Genomic DNA, 19,118 nt, shown 5'->3' on the forward strand with positions numbered 1-19,118 from the left:
ACGGCATAGGTCATCAAACATCCCAACAAATCGTGAGGTGTGTGTCAGTGGGAGCAGAGAAAAGCATGAATGTAAATAATAACTATGCAGTGCGGCAGGGGACTTCCGCTGCCGTAACGGAAAAAACGGCCCGTTATTTGGCTTTTAAGCGATTCATGGATATTGTGTTTGCGCTTGCGGGGCTTTTGGCGGCGCTTCCGATAATAGGCCTGTTCTCCATACTGATTCGTTTGGAGTCGCCCGGCCCGGCTTTTTATAAGCAGGAGCGGGTAGGCAAAAACGGGAAGCCGTTTTATTTGTATAAGCTCCGCTCTATGAAAATAGATGCTGAAAAATCGGGTGCGGTCTGGGCGCTGAAAAAGGATCCCCGCGTGACAAAGGTCGGCGCTTTTATCAGAAGGACCCGTATTGATGAGCTGCCGCAGCTGGTAAATGTGCTTCGGGGAGAAATGAGCCTGATCGGCCCTCGCCCCGAACGGCCCGTGTTTACGGAACAGTTTCAGGCAGAAATCCCGGGATTTACGGAGCGGCTGGCTGTTAAGCCCGGATTAAGCGGCTGGGCGCAGGTCAATGGGGGATATGACATGACACCGAGGGAAAAGCTGATGTTTGACTTATACTATATCCGCAACCTGACCTTTTCATTGGAACTGAAGATTATGCTCAAAACGTGCAAAGTAATCTGGACCGGTGACGGGGCACGATAAAAATTCTGGTCAGCAGACAAAAGTAGGGAAAACGATGCCTAGTATTACAAATCAAATTTTGAGCGGCGCTAAATGGACAAGTATTTCGACAGCGTGTATTACGGTCATTCAAATCGTTCAATTCGCCCTGCTCGGGCGGGTCATGTCACTGGCTGAATTCGGCCTTGTCGGCATGATCACAACGGTAGCGGTGTTCGCCCAAATTGCGCTTGATATGGGGTTTGGCGCCGCGCTCATTCAAAAAGATCATGTCACTGAAAAACAGATGTCTTCCTTGTACTGGCTGAATATCATAACCGGGCTTGCACTGTTTGCGCTGCTGTTTTTCAGCAGCCCGCTCATTGCTGATTTTTATCAGCGGGAGGAGCTTGACTATTTAGTCCGCGTGCTGGCCGTCATGTTTTTAATCGCACCGATCGGTCAGCAATATCAGTATATGCTGCAAAAAGCGCTGGCATTTAACACGTTAAGCAAAATTGAAATCTTTTCAAATGTGCTGTCCTTCGTTTACTTGGCGGCTGCGGTTTTTTATACGGACCCGATTCTCGCATATGTGATTTCCCAGGTGCTGCTGCAATCGTCGAAAGGGATTCTGTACTGGATGGCCTGCAGAAAAACATGGCGTCCGTCGTTCGTTTTTGATCTGAAGGGAATGAGAGGCTTCTTTTCTTTCGGAGCCTTTCAGCTGTCTTCCCGGCTTGTGAACCGGCTCGGGGCGAATATTGATATGATTCTGATCGGCAGTTTTATCGGAGCCGAGGCCCTTGGCATTTACAATCTGGCCTATCAGATCGTCACGCTTCCGGTATTAAAAATTAATCCAATCATTACAAGAGTCGCGTTTCCCGTCTTTGCGAAAAACAAGCATGAAAACAGCGCCATCAGAGAAGGCTTTCTCAATATGACCAAAATGCTCGCGCTGATATCCTTTCCGCTTTTGCTCGGTTTGGTTTCAGTGTCGGATGCATTCGTGGCTTCGGTATTCGGAGAAAAATGGCTGGCGGCTGTCCCGGTCTTAAATGTTCTCGCCATTGTCGGGATTTTAAGGGTCCTGATGAACCCGAACGGATCTGTGCTGCTGGCAAAAGGGCGGGCCGATCTGGCGTTTTATTGGGACGCCGGGGTGATGCTCCTGTATGGTGCATCATTGTACGCCGCCGTGCTGTCCGGAAATCTCTTGACGGTAGCCTGGACGTACGCATTCATCAGCATCTTGAATTTCCTGATCGGCCGCTGGCTGTTGGCATATGTCATTAAGCTGCGGCTGTCGGCTTACTTCAAAGCCGTGGCCAAACCGTTTCTGCTTACGGCGGCGATGGGTGTCATCGCCTTTACAGCCAGCCTCGGAACGGAGCGGATCAGCCTTGATGTAAAGCTGCGTCTGGCGATCTCAGTAGCCTGCGGCGCATTGTGTTATTTATTTCTTTTAATCAAAGCTTATCCGCAGATGAAAAGTAAATTAAGAAAAGGGCGTTTGCTATGAAGGTATTGTGGATGACAAGTGTCTATCCGAGCAGTGAAAAGCCGGGGGAAGGCGTTTTTCATGAAACACAGGCGCTAGAACTGAGCAAGCTTGGCGCGGAGATGACCGTCATCTGTCCGCGGCCGAAACTCGCCGCGCCATTCCGGCTGCTGAAAAAGACATATCGGCAAAAGGATATAAGGCCTGCGCATGAATGGCGGAAAGGCGTGTCCGTACACCGGCCGTTTTATCAGGCGGTCCCCGGGCAGCTGAAATGGGCGCAGCCGCATAAAAGAATGGCGGCATCGGTTCTTTCTGCGATCAAAAAGAACGGCCTGAAGCCTGATCTGATTCACGCGCATTTCGCCATGCCGTCAGGCGGAGCGGCCGCCATTGTGTCAAAGGCTCTGGGAATTCCGTATGTCCTGACCTTGCATGGCAGCGATGTCAATGTCTATCCGCATTACAGCAAAAGCGCTCATCGCGCATTTACATTTGCGGTGCGGGAGGCTGCCGATATTTATGCCGTCAGCGGCAGTCTGCGGGAACAAATGAAGAAGATCAGCGCAGCGGATTGCAGCGTGCTTCCGATCGGCATCACGTTTGACGCCTTCCAAAAAAGAAACGAGACGAAAGAAGCCATCAGAAAACGGCTCGGCCTTCCTCCGGATAAAAAGCTGATCGCGTTCATCGGCAGGCTTGTCAAAGAGAAAGGCGTTTTCGACTTATCAAAAGCCGTTCAGTCATTGGATGAAAGATTTGAAGCCGTCTTTGTCGGTGACGGACCCGCCGCAGCCTCATTGCGGGAAGCCGCTCACATCGTCACGGGGCAAGTGCCGAATGACAAGATACAGGACTATCTGCTGGCGTCGGATATCATGGCCCTGCCGTCCTACAGCGAAGGCATGCCGACTGTGGTCATTGAGGCGCTTGCTCTGAAGGTGCCGGTGCTCTGCACTGATGTCGGAGGAGTGGCTTCTTTATTCGGTAAACACCGGGGGCTGCTGATCAGACCGGGTTCACCCGAAACGCTGGCGGAATCCATCCTGCAATATGAAAAAGGAGAGGCATGGACAACGCAAACAGCCGAAGAACTTTATCAAACCGTCCGCATGTATTTTGACGCAAGCCAAAACGCAAAAGCGCTGAAAGAGAAATACCGGACCGTCATGAATCGGGCCGGGCAAGAGGAGAACCTTTCGAAAGAGGGATGAAGCTGTGAAAAAAATCGCTGTATTAGGAACAGGGTATGTAGGTCTCGTATCTGGAACTTGTTTTGCGGAAATCGGCCATCATGTGACTTGCTGTGACATCAATGAAGCGAAAATCAGAAGCCTGCAAAACGGAGTCATCCCGATATATGAACCGGGGCTTGAGGAATTAGCTGAAAAAAATGTCAGTGCCGGGCGGTTATCCTTTACGTCAGAGATTGGGCCGGCTGTGAAAGCCGCTGATATCATCTATATTGCCGTCGGTACACCGATGTCAAAGACGGGTGAAGCCGATTTGACCTATATCAAGGCCGCGGCGCAAACAATCGGGGAACAGCTGAACGGATACAAAATCATTGTCAGCAAAAGCACCGTTCCGGTCGGGACGGGAAAGCTCGTTTACCAAATCGTCAGCGAAGCGTCGAAGGGGAAATATCCGTTTGATGTCGCGTCAAATCCTGAATTTCTCCGCGAAGGCTCGGCGGTGCGGGATACGATGCAGATGGAGCGGGCGGTCATCGGCGCCACAAGCGAACATGCCGCTTCGGTTATTGAAGAGCTTCACAAGCCGTTCCGTACGAAGATCGTTAAGACCAATCTTGAAAGCGCGGAAATGATTAAGTATGCCGCAAATGCTTTTTTAGCCGCCAAAATATCTTTTATTAACGATATCGCAAATATTTGCGAACGTGTCGGCGCGGACATTTCTCACGTGTCAGAAGGCGTCGGACTCGACAGCCGGATCGGGAATAAATTTCTCCAGGCGGGCATCGGGTTCGGCGGATCTTGCTTTCCGAAAGATACAACGGCTTTATTGCATATCGCAAACAGCGCCGGATATCCGTTTCAAATGATGGAAGCCGTCATTGAAACCAATCAGAAGCAGCGGGTTCTCATAACGGAAAAATTAAACCGTGCCATCGGTTCTGTAAAAGGGAAAACCGTGGCCGTACTGGGGCTGGCCTTTAAACCGCACACAAATGACGTCCGCTCCGCCCCGGCTCTCGATATCATTCCGCATCTTAAAGAGCAGGGCGCTCACGTAAAAGCGTATGATCCGATCGCGATTCCCGAAGCGTCTGCGGCATTAGGAAACGGCGGCATTGACTATTACACAGAGCTGTACAGCGCCATCAAAAATGCGGATGCATGCCTGATTACAACCGATTGGCCGGAAGTCAGGGAGATGGATCTTCAGAGGGCGAAGCAGCTGCTCAAACAGCCGGTCATCATTGACGGCAGAAATATGTTCCCGCTGGAATATATGCGGGTTTCAGGATTCACTTATCATTCCGTCGGACGTCCGGCGGTTCATGCCGATCGGCAAATAAAAGAACTGGCAAGATAGAAAAAGATTTGTCTTCAGGCTCTCGGCAGTCCGGCTCGGCTGCCGGTTTTGGAAAGGGGTTTGCCATGTGAGTATCAAACGTTCAGCGGCATATGTTCTTGTGCTGCTTGCCGCTGTCATTACTGGAGGATTTATCATGGTGGAGGCGGTCAGGGCGGATGCCGGCTTCGGAAAAATCACCGTGATGCTGCTTGCCGCCATGATCGGGATTGCCGGTCTTGCTTTGCTATCGGCCTTTGCCACAAACGGTCAGATGTTTATGGGGCTCATTTATGTTCTGATCGCGTGTACATTTTTAAATCAGGCCTTCTTTGCGATCCATCTCGGGTTTTTCAGCTTATTTATATACCGGCTGTTATTAATCGGAGCGGGCGCTCTTCACATCGCCGGCATCCTGACAAACCGTCATCATATTGACAGATGGAATCGAGTGAATGTAAAAGGCATCCTGATGTTTTTCGCCTTATGGTTTACATACGGTCTCATATCGTTATTGTGGGCAAAATCCGTGACGTACGGGATCAAATATTTAGCTTTAATGGCGATGGGCATGTTTCTGATTTATCTCATCGTCATGTTTATTCAGCGCTTTGATCAGCTGATGGTTTTTTACGGCATCTGGCTTGTGATGACCATTTTTGTGATGGCGATCGGCTTTTACAACCATTTTACTCACCACCAACTGCCGAGCTCAACGCTTTATAACGGGCCGCAGTACAAACAGCATTATCCGACGTCCGTTTTCTTTAATCAAAATGATTTTGCGACATTTTTGTGCATCAGTTTCTTTCTGTACGCGGCGGCGGTGAAAAATATGAAAAACGGCTATGTAAAAGCCGTCAGCCTGCTCTTTGCGATCAGCGCTTTGTATTTAATCATGTTGACCGGTTCGCGCGCGAGCCTGCTGGGCATATGCGCGGGGGCGGCTGTATACGTCTTCATCCTGCTGCCTTCTCTGCTGAAAAAACTCGCGCTGTACGCAGCGGGAGCGGGTGCTGCGCTGTTTGCAGTTTTATTTGCGGGCCGTATCACAAATGCCATCTTGAATCTGTTTTCAGCTCCGCAGGCGATGCCGGGACAGCACCCGCTTCCATCGAACCTCGCGCGGGCGAATCTTTTAAAGAACGCCTTTTACTACGTGATTGATTCCTGGGGGTTCGGAGTGGGTGCCGGAAACGTCTCGTACTATTTAAAAGCCGAGCCCGTTTATGATACGGGCGGCGTAGTTGAGGTGCACAACTGGCTCGTCGAGATTATGGCGAACTTCGGCGTGCTGGCGATGCTCGGCTATTTGACAGTCTATTTGTACCTTTTTTGGGCACTTTATAAATGCCATGAAAGAAAATCGGAAAATCAGTCAAGACTGATCACAGAAGGACTCATCACGGCAATGGCCGGTTTTTTGGTAAGCAGCATCAGCCCAAGCTCCGTATCAAATTTATTTTTCCACTGGGTATTTCTCTCACTCGTGATTGCGGCGGTCAATATTCTGAGGCGTTTACAAAAGGAGCCTGCCGTTACGGCGTACTATGAAAAACAGGGAGATGCGAGATGAAGGATATGTTGACAAGAATAATCCGGCGTATCAAAAAGAATATCATTTGGATCATTGCGCTGCCCGTAGTGCTGGGGGCGGCGGGTTATCTATTGCCGTCAAAAATCACCGGAAGCAGCAGTTTCACATCGGAAGCCGCGATTGCCGCCGGAAACTATGATCATCCGCTTTATAACAACACAAAAGAAATTCCGCTCCTTTTGACGAGCGATGCTTTTTTAAAACAGGCTCTGCCTGACAAAACAGACGAAGAAAGGACGGCCGTGAAAAGTAAACTGACTGTCGAAACACAATCAGATTCATTGATCACGGTCAGCTACAGCGATCAAAACAAGCAGGAGACCGAATCGGTGTTTCAGGCTGTCATGAAGACTTTTCTGAAGAATGATCAGGAGCTGTTTGAGAAACGGGCAAAAGTGGTCCGGCAGAGCATTGATGCACTTGAAGGAGAAACCGTCAGCGCGGATGCCAAAGTGGATAAGGAAAGATTTTTATACGAATTGAAAAATACACAGCTGAATCTGAAATCAGCCGGCGTCATCAATTCAGAGCCGGTGAGTGAAACGGCGGGACAAGGCATGCCGCCGAAAAAGAAAGCGGTTCTGGGTGTTTTGATCGGCATTGCAGTTGCATTTATGTTCATTGTCATTCCTGAGTTTTTTAGAGAGTCCTTTTAAAAATCTGCGATGGAGATGTGACCATGACAAACTGGAAACCTTTCGTATCTGTCATTACACCGTCTTATAATGCAAGTGAATATATCGAAGACACGATTCAATCCGTTTTACATCAAAGCCATCCGCATTGGGAAATGATCATTGCGGATGATTGTTCAACGGACGGAACGAGAGATATTTTACGGCAATATGAACAAAAGGATGAGCGGATCCGCGTCGTTTATTTAGACGAGAACAAGGGAGCCGCGGCTGCCAGAAATACAGCCCTCGAGCATGCCGAGGGGCGTTATGTCGCATTTTTGGACAGCGATGACAGATGGAAGAAGGAAAAGCTTCAGAAACAGCTGGCGTTTATGTCAGAGCGGTCCTGTGCCTTTTCATTCACGGGCTACAGCGTCATGGAGCAGGACGGAACGCCGACGGATAAAACGATTCAAGCGCCTGAAAGCCTGTCATATGATGAAGCTTTAAAAAACACGATTATCGGATGTTTAACGGTCATGATTGACAGAGAGCAGACGGGGCAGATTCAAATGCCTGATATCAGAACGCGGCAGGATTTGGCGACTTGGCTTTCCCTGCTGAAAAGGGGATTTACAGCTTACGGTTTGAATGAGTGTCTTTCAGAATACAGACTTGTGCAGAATTCGATTTCAAGCAACAAGTGGAAAGCCGCCAAAAAAACATGGTTTGTCTATAGAGAAATTGAGCGCCTGCACTTTATCAAGGCTTCATGGTGTTTTATGCAATATGCGAAAAACGCGGTCATGAAAAGGCTGTAGGCGTCAGAGGGGCTGGGTGATGAAGGTGGAACCGATTGTTCACGTAATCGTCGGAGCGGCGGAATGGGGTCATGACCGGCTGAGATACAGACGGCACCGGCTGGCTGAATTTCTCGCCCGGCAAAAAGAAACGAAAAGCGTCATTTGGGTATGTCCGTCTCCGCGGGAAAATGACGGACAGATGACCGTAATTTCCGAGGGAATCCGGCAGTTCGCGGTAAAGGATCTCTTCCGGCAAAAAGCATTCCGGTTCGGCAGGTATACAGATATGTGCTACAGGCATAAGCTTTCATCGTTGCTGGCCGTGCTGAAGGAAGAAGGAGAAGGGGCCCGCTGCTGCTTATGGTACACCTTCCCCGGTTTTCCGCTTCTATCAGATCTTTACCCTTGGGATGAAGTGATTTACGATTGCAGCGATCTATGGGCCGCTCCGATCAGCGGCCGTGCCGGCGTGCTGTCAAATGTCAGAAGAAACATCATTAAACAGGCGGAAATGAGAATCATTCAGCGGGCGGATTCCATTACCTGCACATCTGACTTTCTGCACCAGGAGGTCGGAAAAAAGCTGGAGAATCCGCGCCAGAAAGTGTTCACCATTGAAAACGGAGTGGAATATGACCTGTTTTCACGGGAAAATAAACAGCCGGATGAAGACATTTTACGGGGAAGAAACGGAAACGTTCTCGGTTTTATCGGCGGAATCAAACCGAAGCTTGATTTCGCGCTTTTGGCGGAAACCGCAGATTTACGGCCGGACTGGACGATTTTATTGGTAGGCCCGAACACGGCTCACGATGACCCGGATTTCAAGTCGCTTTTGGAACGCCCGAATGTTATATGGACGGGACCCGCCGCGCCGAATGAAGTGCCGTCCTATATGCAGCTCGTCGACATCGGCATTATGCCTTATAAAAATTCACCTTATAATGACGCGGTATTTCCGCTCAAGCTTTTTGAATTTTTAGCCGCCGGGAAACCGGTTGTCGGGTGCAACCTTACTTCTACGGCAAAGATCAAAAGGCCTTTCGTTTATGAATACGTTGAAGGCGGGGACTCCGCAGATTTCATTGCGGCCTGTGACGCCCTGCTGGCATCGGAACGGAGCGGATCCTATGAGGCGTTGCGCCGTGAATTGGCCCGGAGACGGGATTGGAACGTTTTATTCGGCCGAATGCTCGAATGCACGGGTATATTGAAAAATGCGCAATCCCATTAAAAGGGAAAGCGCATTTTTTGATTTGCGTGTTTCTTTTTGATGATGCTTGTTATAATAACTAGTAAGAATTATAATGGAAGGAACGGTTCAATATCAGAAAAGACTTCATATAATTCCAAAGGAGACTTCTTTATGCTTGACGAACGCATGTTTCGCATAGTTGTTGCGTTTTTTGTCTCTCTGCTAACGGTTTTAATCCTAACTCCTATCGTGAAAAAAATTGCGATCAAAATAGGTGCAGTTGACCAGCCCAGCAACCGAAAAGTACATGATAAAATAATGCCCCGTATGGGCGGATTGGCTATCTTTATCGGCGTAGCGGCAGGGGTGCTCGCGGCCGGCATATATAATGAAACGAAGATGACCGCCATCACGGTGGGCGCGTTTATTATTGTTATTTTAGGAATACTTGATGATAAATACCAATTAAGCGCAAAGGTAAAGTTTTTCGTCCAGTTAGCCGTGGCCATTATGATTGTGAGCACGGGACTGAAAATGGACTTTTTCTCCGTGCCGTTTTTAACGGAACGTTTAGAATTGGGATGGGTCGCTTACCCGCTGACTGTGTTATGGATCGTCGGTATCACGAACGCGATGAACCTGATAGACGGTTTGGACGGACTCGCTGCGGGCCTGTCAGTCATCGGACTGTCCACCATCGCAGTAATGGCGTTATCCGGAGGCAAAATCCTGATTCTGTCACTTTCTCTCGTAGTGATAGGAAGCACACTCGGATTTTTATTTTATAATTTTCATCCGGCAAAAATATTTATGGGAGATACCGGATCGCTCTTTCTCGGATACGTCATCTCAGTACTCTCATTATTGGGTCTTTATAAAAGCGTTACTTTATTCAGTATCATCATTCCGATCATTATTTTGGGCGTGCCGATTTTTGATACGACATTCGCTGTCATCAGGCGGATTTTAAACAAACAGCCGATCTCGGCGCCTGATAAGTCACATATACACCACAGGCTGATGGCCTTCGGGCTTTCACACCGTACGGCTGTCATCATCATTTATTTAATCGGCTTTATTTTCAGCGTCAGTGCAATCCTGCTGAAAAGCGCGACCATATGGCTTTCGCTGTTTATTATTTTTGTATTGATTGTATTTATGCAAATCATAGCAGAGGTCACAGGGTTAGTAAATGAACAATTTAAACCATTTACCAAGTTTTACAAGAGGTTGGTAAAGAAAAATTAAAAAGAGCAGATCATGCAAATGGTCTGCTTTTTTATGGATTCTGCTATTCTCTTATTATATAGAAAAACCCGATCCTTCTCAAAGGATCGGGTTTGCTGTTAATAGCCTGTTGTGCCGCTTGAATTTGTGCTGCCAGACTGTGTGCTGTCCGTTCCGTTTGCACCTGAAGTACCGCTGGTTGAATCAGTTGTGCCGCCGGTTCCCGTGCTGCCGGAAGTCGAATCAGTCGTCCCATCGTCTGTTCCCGTGCCGCCGGAAGTTGAACCAGTCGTACTGTCCGTTCCGGTGCTGTCAGAAGCAGAATCGGCCGCGGTGCCGCTTCCGGACGGGTAATCTAAATGTTTCTGCAAGGTTTGCCGTACTTTTTCGAGATTGGCCGGATCCGGTTGGAAATAATACGTTCCGCCCGTAGATGCGGTTCCGCCGCCGCCTAAATATAAATCTGATCCTGTAATGGACAGTGTATCAATCTTTTTGCTGGTAAAGCCGCTGTAAATCTGCTGAAGAGCGAGTCCTTCAGTGATTCGGATATTCGTTTGTACGTTATTGCTCGCTGTTTCAGCGATTTTATCGATTTTAGCAATATTTCCAGCCTTAGACATTTGGTCGATCAGAGCATTGAGGATTTGCTTTTGACGATCATTCCGGCCGAAGTCTCCGCGCTTATCCTGCTTTCTCATCCGCGCGTAGGCCAGAGCCTGCTCACCGTTCAAATGCATGTTTCCTTTCTTGAAGTAAATCCGTTTCTTTTTACTGACGTCACTCATCTCGTCGAAGTCAAACGGCACTTTTACATTGACTCCGCCGACTTCATCAATAACATCCTTAAATCCGTTAAAATCCACAGTGACATACTTATCAATCGGAATGTCTAATAAGTCCTCTACGGTCGCCACGGTTTCATCCGCTCCGCCCTTAGCAAAAGCCGAGTTGATTTTTGTTTTTTTACCAGTTGTGTCGCCGGCAAGCGTCACCCGCGTATCACGCGGAATACTCAGCATTTTCATTGTTTTATTTCTCGGATCAAGGGTAACGACAATAAGAGAATCTGATCGTCCGCCTTTTCCGCTAGTGGCATAATTCTCGATCCCCATAAACAAAATGGAGAACGGTTTTTTCTTCATATCGATGACTTCATCCCTCAGTTTTGATTTATCTCCGCGGGAAAGGGCATCATATGCATTATCTGCCGCATTGATCGTTTTGTATACTTTGTACCCGCCGAACCCGGCAGCGACTAACAAAACGAGGGTAAGCAGCAGCAAAATCCGCTTGAAAATAATCTTTCGTTTGCTTTTCTTTTTCTTTCGAACACGCACTCTTACACGTTCAGCCATTACATTAGTCTCCTTTAGGGCTGACGTCTGTTTCTAAATACGTCAGTTCTCCCTCTGTATTCTTACTCTTGCCGTTCGTCAGTTCTGTCATCCATTTTATAAACTCGCCTTTGTCTTTTTCTTCAACGTACGTTTCAAATTCGACGTGATCTGCATAATGGATATCCTTCAGTAAAAAAACTGACTCCCTCAATTCATTCTCTATCTTGCCGAGCCACGTATAATCCGCCGATGTATGCATAATCCGCATCAGCTTCCGCTCCGTAACCCCTATATGATTTAACCCCTCAGACACTGACTTCCCGTATGCACGAATCAATCCGCCTGCACCGAGCTTTATTCCGCCGAAATACCGGGTAACCACCGCGCAGGTATCTTTCAGGCCGCGTTTTTTCAGCACTTCCAGCATGGGTACGCCTGCTGTGCCGCTTGGTTCTCCGTCATCATTCGCCTTTTGTATATGATCCGTTTCTCCGATCAGATAAGCTGAGCAGTTATGAGTCGCATTCCAGTGCTGTTTTTTTATCTTTTGTATAAATTCCTGCGCTTCCTCTTCAGAAGCAGCACGGCTCAGGTGGCAGATAAAACGTGATTTTTCAATCACAATCTCGTGTTCACCCGTTTCTTTAACAGTTAAATAGCTGTGCAGCATGATTGCTGGACCCTCCTGACAAGCATTAAAAGACTTGTTTCTACAAATTCGAACAGACTTTAGAATTTTTGCGCATATTTTGGTATCATGAAAGAGTAAGATACTATATAAAAATGTTTTTTTCTAGAATATACGCATTCTTTCATTATAATTCGACATAAATTGCAGTTCAATTACATTTATAATAAAAATACATAACAACACCGTTACGGAGGGAGACCGATGAATAAATCGAAGATGGACTCCAAAGTTTTGGATTCTATACTTATGAAAATGCTGAAAACCGTGGACGGGAGCAAAGACGAGGTTTTTCAAATCGGAGAGCAGTCGCGCCAGCAATATGAACAGCTGGTCGAAGAGCTCAAACAGATCAAACAGCAGGTCTACGATGTCATTGAACTGGGAGACAAACTTGAAGTTCATACTCGGCACGCAAGAAACCGTTTGTCTGAAGTAAGCAGAAATTTCCATAAGTTCAGCGAAGAAGAGATTCGCAACGCCTATGAAAAGGCGCACAAACTTCAAGTGGAACTGACGATGATTCAGCAGCGTGAAAAACAGCTGCGGGAGCGAAGGGATGATCTGGAACGCCGGCTTTTAGGGCTACAGGAAATCATTGAACGGTCAGAATCATTGGTCAGCCAAATAACCGTCGTTCTGAATTACCTGAATCAAGACCTTCGCCAAGTAGGGCTTCTGCTTGCCGATGCGCAGGCTAAACAAGATTTCGGTTTAAGAATTATCGAAGCCCAAGAGGAAGAAAGAAAAAGAGTTTCCAGAGAAATTCATGACGGTCCCGCGCAAATGCTGGCAAATGTCATGATGAGATCGGAATTGATAGAACGGATCTTCCGCGACCGCGGCACGGAGGACGGCTTTCAGGAAATCAGAAATCTTCGGCAAAATGTGCGGAACGCTCTTTACGAAGTCAGAAGGATTATATATGATTTAAGACCGATGGCATTGGATGATCTCGGGCTGATTCCGACACTGAGAAAATATCTTTATACAACTGAAGAATACAACGGAAAGGTGAAAATACATTTTCAGTGCATCGGAGACACGGAGAACAAAAGGCTTGCCCCGCAATTTGAAGTGGCGCTTTTCCGTCTCGCTCAGGAAGCCGTTACAAATGCCCTCAAACATTCAGAATCAGAGGAAATTACGGTAAAAGTGGAAATAACCGCTGATTTTGTCGTTCTTATCATTAAGGACAACGGAAAAGGCTTTGATATTAAGGAAGCTAAACAAAAGAAAAACAAGTCATTCGGCTTGCTGGGAATGAAAGAAAGAGTAGATCTGCTTGAAGGAACGATAACGATAGACTCTAAAATAGGTCTTGGGACATTTATCATGATTAAGGTTCCGTTATCTCTCGGCCTATAATTTGTTAAATAGAGCCAAAAGACATATTGACCGAACAGCGGCGTATATAGAACAATAGGATAAGGAGGCGTAGCGTGTGACTAAAGTAAATATTGTTATTATCGACGACCATCAACTATTCCGTGAGGGTGTAAAAAGAATATTGGATTTTGAACCTACCTTTGAAGTGGTAGCAGAAGGTGACGATGGAGATGAAGCGGCTCGTATCGTCGAGCATTATCATCCCGATGTCGTCATAATGGACATCAATATGCCGAATGTAAATGGAGTAGAGGCTACTAAACAGCTTGTTGAGCTGTACCCTGAATCTAAGGTGATTATCCTCTCCATCCATGATGATGAAAACTATGTGACCCATGCTTTAAAAACAGGCGCAAGAGGGTATCTCCTGAAAGAGATGGACGCGGATACTTTAATTGAGGCAGTGAAAGTGGTAGCCGAAGGCGGTTCGTACCTTCACCCGAAAGTAACCCACAATCTTGTCAACGAATTCCGACGTCTTGCGACAAGCGGAGTTTCCGCTCATCCTCAGCATGAGGTTTATCCGGAAATTCGGAGACCATTACATATATTAACGAGACGGGAATGTGAAGTGCTGCAAATGCTTGCAGACGGAAAAAGCAACCGCGGAATCGGTGAATCATTGTTTATCAGTGAGAAAACAGTGAAAAACCACGTGAGTAATATTTTGCAGAAAATGAACGTTAACGACCGGACACAAGCCGTTGTCGTAGCCATTAAAAACGGCTGGGTAGAGATGCGTTAGTCATGTATGAGAAGACTTGCCATAATAGGCAAGTCTTTTTTTACCGCTTCATATCTATTAAAATACTTATTAAGTACTTAATAAGGCAGGTAAAGTGATGAATATTGCAGTTGTAACAGACAGTACAGCATATATTCCGAAAGAGATGAGAGATGAACATCATATTCATATGATTCCTCTTCAAGTGGTTTTCGGTGAAAAAACATTCCGCGAAGAAACAGAGCTCGACTGGAGAAGCTTTTATAAAGAAGTAAAAAATCATGATGAGCTGCCGACTACGTCACAGCCTTCTTTCGGTGAATTGATCGCATTGTACGAAGAACTGGGCAAAACATATGATGCGGTCATAAGCATACACTTGTCCAGCGGAATCAGCGGAACTTATAACAGCGCCGCTTCGGCAAACGCTATGGTTGATAATATCGAAGTTTATCCTTTTGATTCAGAGATCAGCTGTTTGGCGCAAGGTTTTTATGCATTAAAAGCGGCACAGCTTATTAAAGACGGTGTTGACTCTCCGGAAGAGATTTTAAAAGAGCTGGAAGAAATGAAGAAAACAGTCCGTGCGTATTTTATGGTTGACGATTTATCACATCTGCAGCGGGGCGGGCGCCTAAGCAGTGCTCAGGCATTTATCGGCGGTCTGTTAAAGGTAAAGCCTATTCTTCATTTTGACAATAAGGTAATTGTTCCTTTTGAGAAGATTCGGACACGCAAAAAAGCGATTTCTAGAATTTTTGAGCTGTTTGGCGAGGATGCAAGTAAAGGAATCCCGATGCGGGCAGCTGTCATTCATGCAAACAGGGAGGAAGAAGCCGCGGATATTATTCAAGAATTAAGCGGTAAATACCCTCATGTCGAATTCTATAACAGCTATTTCGGTGCCGTGATCGGAACGCATTTGGGCGAAGGCGCCATCGGAATCGGCTGGTGCTTTAAAAACTAAGTGAAAATCTCCGTTTTCAAGAGCGGAGATTTTTTTGTTTTTTAATTTTCGGGATTCGACAAAAAAATTCCCGGCAGGCATACTTTGAGCAGAAAGGAGGCAGAGAAATGTCCAAAGATGCTTCAGAATTTTCAGAGGTGCGGGATTTCTTTTACGGCAGGCATTTGTTGAGATCTGAGATACCGTTTTCAGATCAGCGTATCAATCCTTTTATAGAAAAAGAATATATAACGGCCGAGCCGTCTGTCATCCGCAGGAAAAACCGTTACGTCTGCCGCCGATGCGGCCAGTCTGACCAATCCTGCTTTGCCGCATTCTGGGCGCCTTCTGCCAAAAGACATATTACCTATTGCCGTGCCTGTGTCGTCATGGGAAGGGCTGATGAACTGACGTCAGTATATTCTTGGAATCAAACCTCAGAAAGCAGCTGGGAGCCTGTAAAGCTTGCTTGGGAAGGAACACTGACAGACGGACAGAAGCAGGCGGCCGGCGCGCTTATAAAAGCGATAAAAGAGAAACAAGAGCTGTTAGTGTGGGCGGTTTGCGGATCAGGGAAAACAGAGATGCTGTTTCCGGGTATAGAGTTTGCGCTGAATCACGGATTGCGGGTCTGTGTCGCAACTCCGCGTACAGATGTCGTGCTTGAACTTCTGCCGAGACTGAAAAAAGCATTTGAGAATGTTGAAGTTTCAGCTCTGTACGGCGGCAGTGAAGACAAAGGCAGTTTAACTCCGCTAATGATCTCAACCGCTCACCAGCTGATGCGCTATCGGGACATTTTTGATGTCATGATAATAGACGAAGTGGATGCATTTCCTTTTTCAGCCGATGAGACATTAAGATTCGCGGTTGATAAAGCCAGAAAGAACAACAGCGCCCTTGTTTATGTAACGGCAACTCCTTCAGACGCATTAAAAAAGAAGGCTGAAGCCGGTTTGCTGAAAAGCGTCCGCATACCGGCCAGATATCATCGAAAACCTCTCCCGGAGCCGCGTTTTTTGTGGTGCGGCAATTGGAAGAAGAAGCTTGAGAAAGGAAAACTGCCGCACTCAGTAACGGATTGGGTCCGGCAAAAACTTCAATCACGGCTGCCGGTTTTCTTATTCGTTCCGTCTGTACATGTATTGAAAAAGACAACGGATTATTTTCAGAAATTAAACGTAAGGGCAGAAGGCGTACATGCGGAAGACACATTCAGAAAGGATAAAGTGAAACGGTTCAGAGACGGCCGGCTTGATCTGCTGGTAACAACTACGATTTTAGAAAGAGGAGTTACCGTACCTAAAGTTCAGACATGTGTCCTCGGCGCAGAAGCACCTATCTTTACTGAGAGCGCACTCGTGCAGATCGCAGGCAGAACGGGAAGGCACTATAAACATTTCAGCGGTGATGTCGTCATGTTTCATTTCGGAATGACAAACGGAATGAAAAAAGCAAAAAAACATATAGAACATATGAACAAATTGGCACAAAAAAGTAAATTGTTGGACTAGTTAATTTCAGAAAACGTGATACAGTATACTCATACTTTCCTATGAGGAGCTGTCAACATGCTTGTCAATTCTAAAGAAATCATATTAAGGGAACTTCTCGACCGCCATATGCCTAAGCTTCATATGAAATGCACATGCCGCGTATGCAAAAATGATGTACTGGCTCTTTCGTTAAATCGGGCTGAACCGGCATATGTTACTGATAAAAAGAAAGTTGCTTATGCAAAAGCAGAGATGGTTGATAAACAGAAAAATACGGCGCTACTTGTCATTCTGGCTGAATCAGCCGCGATTGTTTCAGTTAAACCAAGCGAGTTCTGTGAAAATCGGGAAGGAGCGTAATATCTCTGAATTGTTTATTGTGTGATTCACCAATTTCAAGTTCATTGACCTGGAGATCTCTATTTTCCCTTGCGCCGGAACAAGAGGTTTGCAGCGCATGCAGCAATCAATTCAAAAAAATTGAAGGTCCCGTATGCTGTTTGTGCGGAAGGTCTCAGGAGTCAAATGAAAAATGCACTGATTGCATGTCGCGGGAATCAAAAACGGAAAAGCGTTTTTTGCTGCGGCAGAACCGTTCGGTATATTTGTATAATGATGCGATGAAGGATGCATGGACCCGGTTTAAATTTCGGGGTGATGCGAAAATCATTCAAGCATTTGAACGTGATTTTGCTGCCGGCTTTAAAGCGGCATACCCGGCAAATACACATACCCTCGTCCCTATTCCGCTGAGCGGCGAACGGCTGGCGGAACGCGGGTTCAATCAATCCGAGCTGCTGGCCTCTCTGCTCGGAATGCCCGTCATTTACCCCCTCATCCGACTGAACAATGAAAAACAATCCAAAAAAAGCAAAACAGAAAGGCTCTCCGCAGAAAAAAAGTTTTCAGCTGCTGAAAACTCCGTCGAAGGTATGAACGTCATTTTAATAGACGATATTTATACGACGGGCGCCACACTGCATCAAGCTGCCGAAGCTCTGCTGACAGCAGGCAAAGCGTTATCGGCCTCCTCTTTTACTTTAATCAGGAGCTAAATCATTCATTTTTTCTGCCGATATAATTGATAGAAATATAAGGCAGATAAATGAAGGAATAGGAGTTAAAACGATGGGTGAATTGGCAAATTGTCCAAAATGCAATGCTCTATTTTTTAAAACGAACCTGCAGACCGTATGCCAGGCATGTATTAAAGAAGAAGAAAAAGCATTTGAAACCGTCTATAAATTTTTAAGAAAGCAGATCAACAGACAGTCGACGATGCAGCAGATTACTGAGGAAACAGGTGTGGAAGAAGAGCTGATCCTCAAGTTTATCAAACAAAAAAGGATTCAAATCAGCCATCTTCCGAATTTGGCATACCCTTGCGAAAGGTGCGGAAATCCGATCAGGACGGGGAAATTCTGCAAGTCCTGTCAGACTGATATCGAGTCGCAATTAGATCATATGAACCAAGAAACAGCTGCTGAATTCAAAGAGAAAAATGGTACTAAAGACACGTACTATGCCTATAATACCAAAAACACCTGATTCCCTAAACTAACTGATAACGCAGTCGATAAAAGAATTAGACTGCGAACAGAAAGCGAGAGGAATCCAATGAAAATCAATCAGTACGGAACACAATCCGTTAATCCATACCAAAAAAATTACGAAAAGCAAGCCGTACAAAAAGAGGCTGCAAAGCCGAAAGACAAAGTGGAAATTTCTTCTCATGCAAAAGAGCTTCAAAATGCGTCAGATGCGGTCACTAAAACACGTCAGGAAAAAATCGCTCAGCTGAAAGCGGATATAGAGAGCGGAACATATAAAATAGATTCAAACAGCATCGCTGAAAAAATAATGAATTTCTATAAAAAGCAATAAAAAGGAGAAAGCCAATGTCAGCAAAGCCAATTATCGATCAACTGAAGCGACTTTGCGCACTGCATGAACATCTGCTCACGCTGTCTGAGGAGAAAACGGAAGCGCTGAAAGCAGGTAAAACAAAAGAGCTTTCCAACATATTAACCAAAGAGCAAAAGTATATTCAGGCAATCGGGCAGACTGAAGAAGAGCGAATCAAGTTAACTTCCCAGTTTCTCAGCCGCGATGAAGATAACACAATTGCTGCATGTATCTCAAGAACTTCAGGCAGTGAAAAACAGGAGCTTGAAGGATTATTTCACTCTTTATCTGCGCTTCTTAACCGTCTGAAAGAAGTGAATGAGATGAATAAGCAGCTCACGATTCAGGCTTTGCAATTCATCTCAGGGGCATTCGATATGATCATGCCGGATGAAAAAGAGAATATGAATTATAAAGAGCCGCAAGCGGCGCGCCAGCCTGTCAGCCGTTTGACATTATTCGATTCAAAAGCTTAGAACGGAGG

20 protein-coding genes are annotated in these 19,118 nt (G+C 46.3%); 18 read left to right on the plus strand and 2 right to left on the minus strand.

The features are described from left to right. Positions 1-47 precede the first annotated feature (47 nt). From ICW23_RS09185 to ICW23_RS09225, 9 genes are all read left to right on the plus strand, one after another. Entirely contained in the window at positions 48-707 is a 660-nt protein-coding gene (locus ICW23_RS09185; RefSeq protein WP_188154383.1) for an exopolysaccharide biosynthesis polyprenyl glycosylphosphotransferase, read from the plus strand. 34 nt (positions 708-741) lie between these two features. Beyond that, on the plus strand, positions 742-2,190 hold the full coding sequence (gene tuaB, locus ICW23_RS09190) for a teichuronic acid biosynthesis protein TuaB (protein ID WP_047475795.1): 1,449 nt from the start codon (positions 742-744) through the stop codon (positions 2,188-2,190). Continuing rightward, positions 2,187-3,383 (plus strand): teichuronic acid biosynthesis protein TuaC, encoded by a 1,197-nt coding sequence (gene tuaC / locus ICW23_RS09195; protein ID WP_188154384.1) that lies wholly within the window; start codon positions 2,187-2,189, stop codon positions 3,381-3,383. Before tuaB ends, tuaC begins: the two co-directional genes overlap by 4 nt. A gap of 4 nt (positions 3,384-3,387) precedes the next feature. Continuing rightward, positions 3,388-4,728, plus strand: a complete 1,341-nt coding sequence (tuaD, locus tag ICW23_RS09200; RefSeq protein WP_188154385.1) for a UDP-glucose 6-dehydrogenase TuaD — start codon at positions 3,388-3,390, stop codon at positions 4,726-4,728. Between the two features lie 67 nt (positions 4,729-4,795). Beyond that, complete coding sequence (tuaE, locus tag ICW23_RS09205; RefSeq protein ID WP_188154386.1) at positions 4,796-6,283, plus strand: teichuronic acid biosynthesis protein TuaE; 1,488 nt, start codon at positions 4,796-4,798, stop codon at positions 6,281-6,283. After that, complete coding sequence (tuaF, locus tag ICW23_RS09210; RefSeq protein ID WP_045927197.1) at positions 6,280-6,960, plus strand: teichuronic acid biosynthesis protein TuaF; 681 nt, start codon at positions 6,280-6,282, stop codon at positions 6,958-6,960. The genes tuaE and tuaF overlap by 4 nt, the downstream gene beginning before the upstream one ends. A 23-nt stretch (positions 6,961-6,983) precedes the next feature. Further along, positions 6,984-7,742, plus strand: a complete 759-nt coding sequence (gene tuaG, locus ICW23_RS09215; RefSeq protein WP_016937764.1) for a teichuronic acid biosynthesis protein TuaG — start codon at positions 6,984-6,986, stop codon at positions 7,740-7,742. A gap of 19 nt (positions 7,743-7,761) precedes the next feature. Continuing rightward, a complete protein-coding gene (gene tuaH, locus ICW23_RS09220) occupies positions 7,762-8,958 on the plus strand; it encodes a teichuronic acid biosynthesis protein TuaH (RefSeq protein ID WP_188154387.1) in 1,197 nt (398 codons plus the stop codon). Between the two features lie 132 nt (positions 8,959-9,090). Next, positions 9,091-10,167 (plus strand): glycosyltransferase family 4 protein, encoded by a 1,077-nt coding sequence (locus ICW23_RS09225; protein WP_003151382.1) that lies wholly within the window; start codon positions 9,091-9,093, stop codon positions 10,165-10,167. 98 nt (positions 10,168-10,265) lie between these two features. Here ICW23_RS09225 and ICW23_RS09230 read toward each other — a convergent pair whose 3' ends face one another. Both ICW23_RS09230 and ICW23_RS09235 read right to left on the minus strand, forming a co-directional pair. Then, entirely contained in the window at positions 10,266-11,504 is a 1,239-nt protein-coding gene (locus tag ICW23_RS09230; RefSeq protein WP_095241244.1) for an LCP family protein, read from the minus strand. A 4-nt stretch (positions 11,505-11,508) separates the two neighbouring features. After that, positions 11,509-12,156 (minus strand): YigZ family protein, encoded by a 648-nt coding sequence (locus ICW23_RS09235; protein WP_045927194.1) that lies wholly within the window; start codon positions 12,154-12,156, stop codon positions 11,509-11,511. A 222-nt stretch (positions 12,157-12,378) separates the two neighbouring features. Between ICW23_RS09235 and degS the strand changes: the two genes are divergently transcribed. The 9 genes from degS (at position 12,379) to ICW23_RS09280 (ending at position 19,110) form a co-directional block, all read left to right on the plus strand. Continuing rightward, on the plus strand, positions 12,379-13,542 hold the full coding sequence (gene degS, locus ICW23_RS09240; protein ID WP_016937767.1) for a two-component sensor histidine kinase DegS: 1,164 nt from the start codon (positions 12,379-12,381) through the stop codon (positions 13,540-13,542). Positions 13,543-13,618: 76 nt separating this feature from the next. After that, positions 13,619-14,308 (plus strand): two-component system response regulator DegU, encoded by a 690-nt coding sequence (gene degU / locus ICW23_RS09245; protein WP_003219701.1) that lies wholly within the window; start codon positions 13,619-13,621, stop codon positions 14,306-14,308. 97 nt (positions 14,309-14,405) lie between these two features. Continuing rightward, entirely contained in the window at positions 14,406-15,254 is an 849-nt protein-coding gene (locus ICW23_RS09250) for a DegV family protein (RefSeq protein ID WP_016937768.1), read from the plus strand. A 107-nt stretch (positions 15,255-15,361) separates the two neighbouring features. Then, positions 15,362-16,747, plus strand: a complete 1,386-nt coding sequence (locus tag ICW23_RS09255) for an ATP-dependent helicase ComFA (protein WP_188154388.1) — start codon at positions 15,362-15,364, stop codon at positions 16,745-16,747. Positions 16,748-16,804: 57 nt separating this feature from the next. Next, positions 16,805-17,089, plus strand: a complete 285-nt coding sequence (comFB, locus tag ICW23_RS09260) for a late competence protein ComFB (RefSeq protein WP_188154389.1) — start codon at positions 16,805-16,807, stop codon at positions 17,087-17,089. 5 nt (positions 17,090-17,094) lie between these two features. Further along, positions 17,095-17,784 carry a phosphoribosyltransferase family protein gene (locus ICW23_RS09265; RefSeq protein WP_223152324.1) on the plus strand — a complete coding sequence of 230 codons (690 nt, stop codon included), beginning with the start codon at positions 17,095-17,097 and terminating at the stop codon, positions 17,782-17,784. A gap of 73 nt (positions 17,785-17,857) precedes the next feature. Further along, a complete protein-coding gene (locus ICW23_RS09270; protein WP_016937772.1) occupies positions 17,858-18,277 on the plus strand; it encodes a TIGR03826 family flagellar region protein in 420 nt (139 codons plus the stop codon). 69 nt (positions 18,278-18,346) lie between these two features. Further along, on the plus strand, positions 18,347-18,613 hold the full coding sequence (flgM, locus tag ICW23_RS09275) for a flagellar biosynthesis anti-sigma factor FlgM (RefSeq protein ID WP_016937773.1): 267 nt from the start codon (positions 18,347-18,349) through the stop codon (positions 18,611-18,613). 14 nt (positions 18,614-18,627) lie between these two features. After that, the gene (locus ICW23_RS09280; protein WP_045926612.1) at positions 18,628-19,110 is read left to right on the plus strand and encodes a flagellar protein FlgN; all 483 of its coding nucleotides are present in this window, start codon (positions 18,628-18,630) and stop codon (positions 19,108-19,110) included. Positions 19,111-19,118: the final 8 nt, after the last annotated feature.

Source organism: Bacillus sp. 1021, assembly GCF_014534735.1.
In the GTDB taxonomy this organism is placed as follows: Bacteria; Bacillota; Bacilli; order Bacillales; family Bacillaceae; genus Bacillus; species Bacillus siamensis.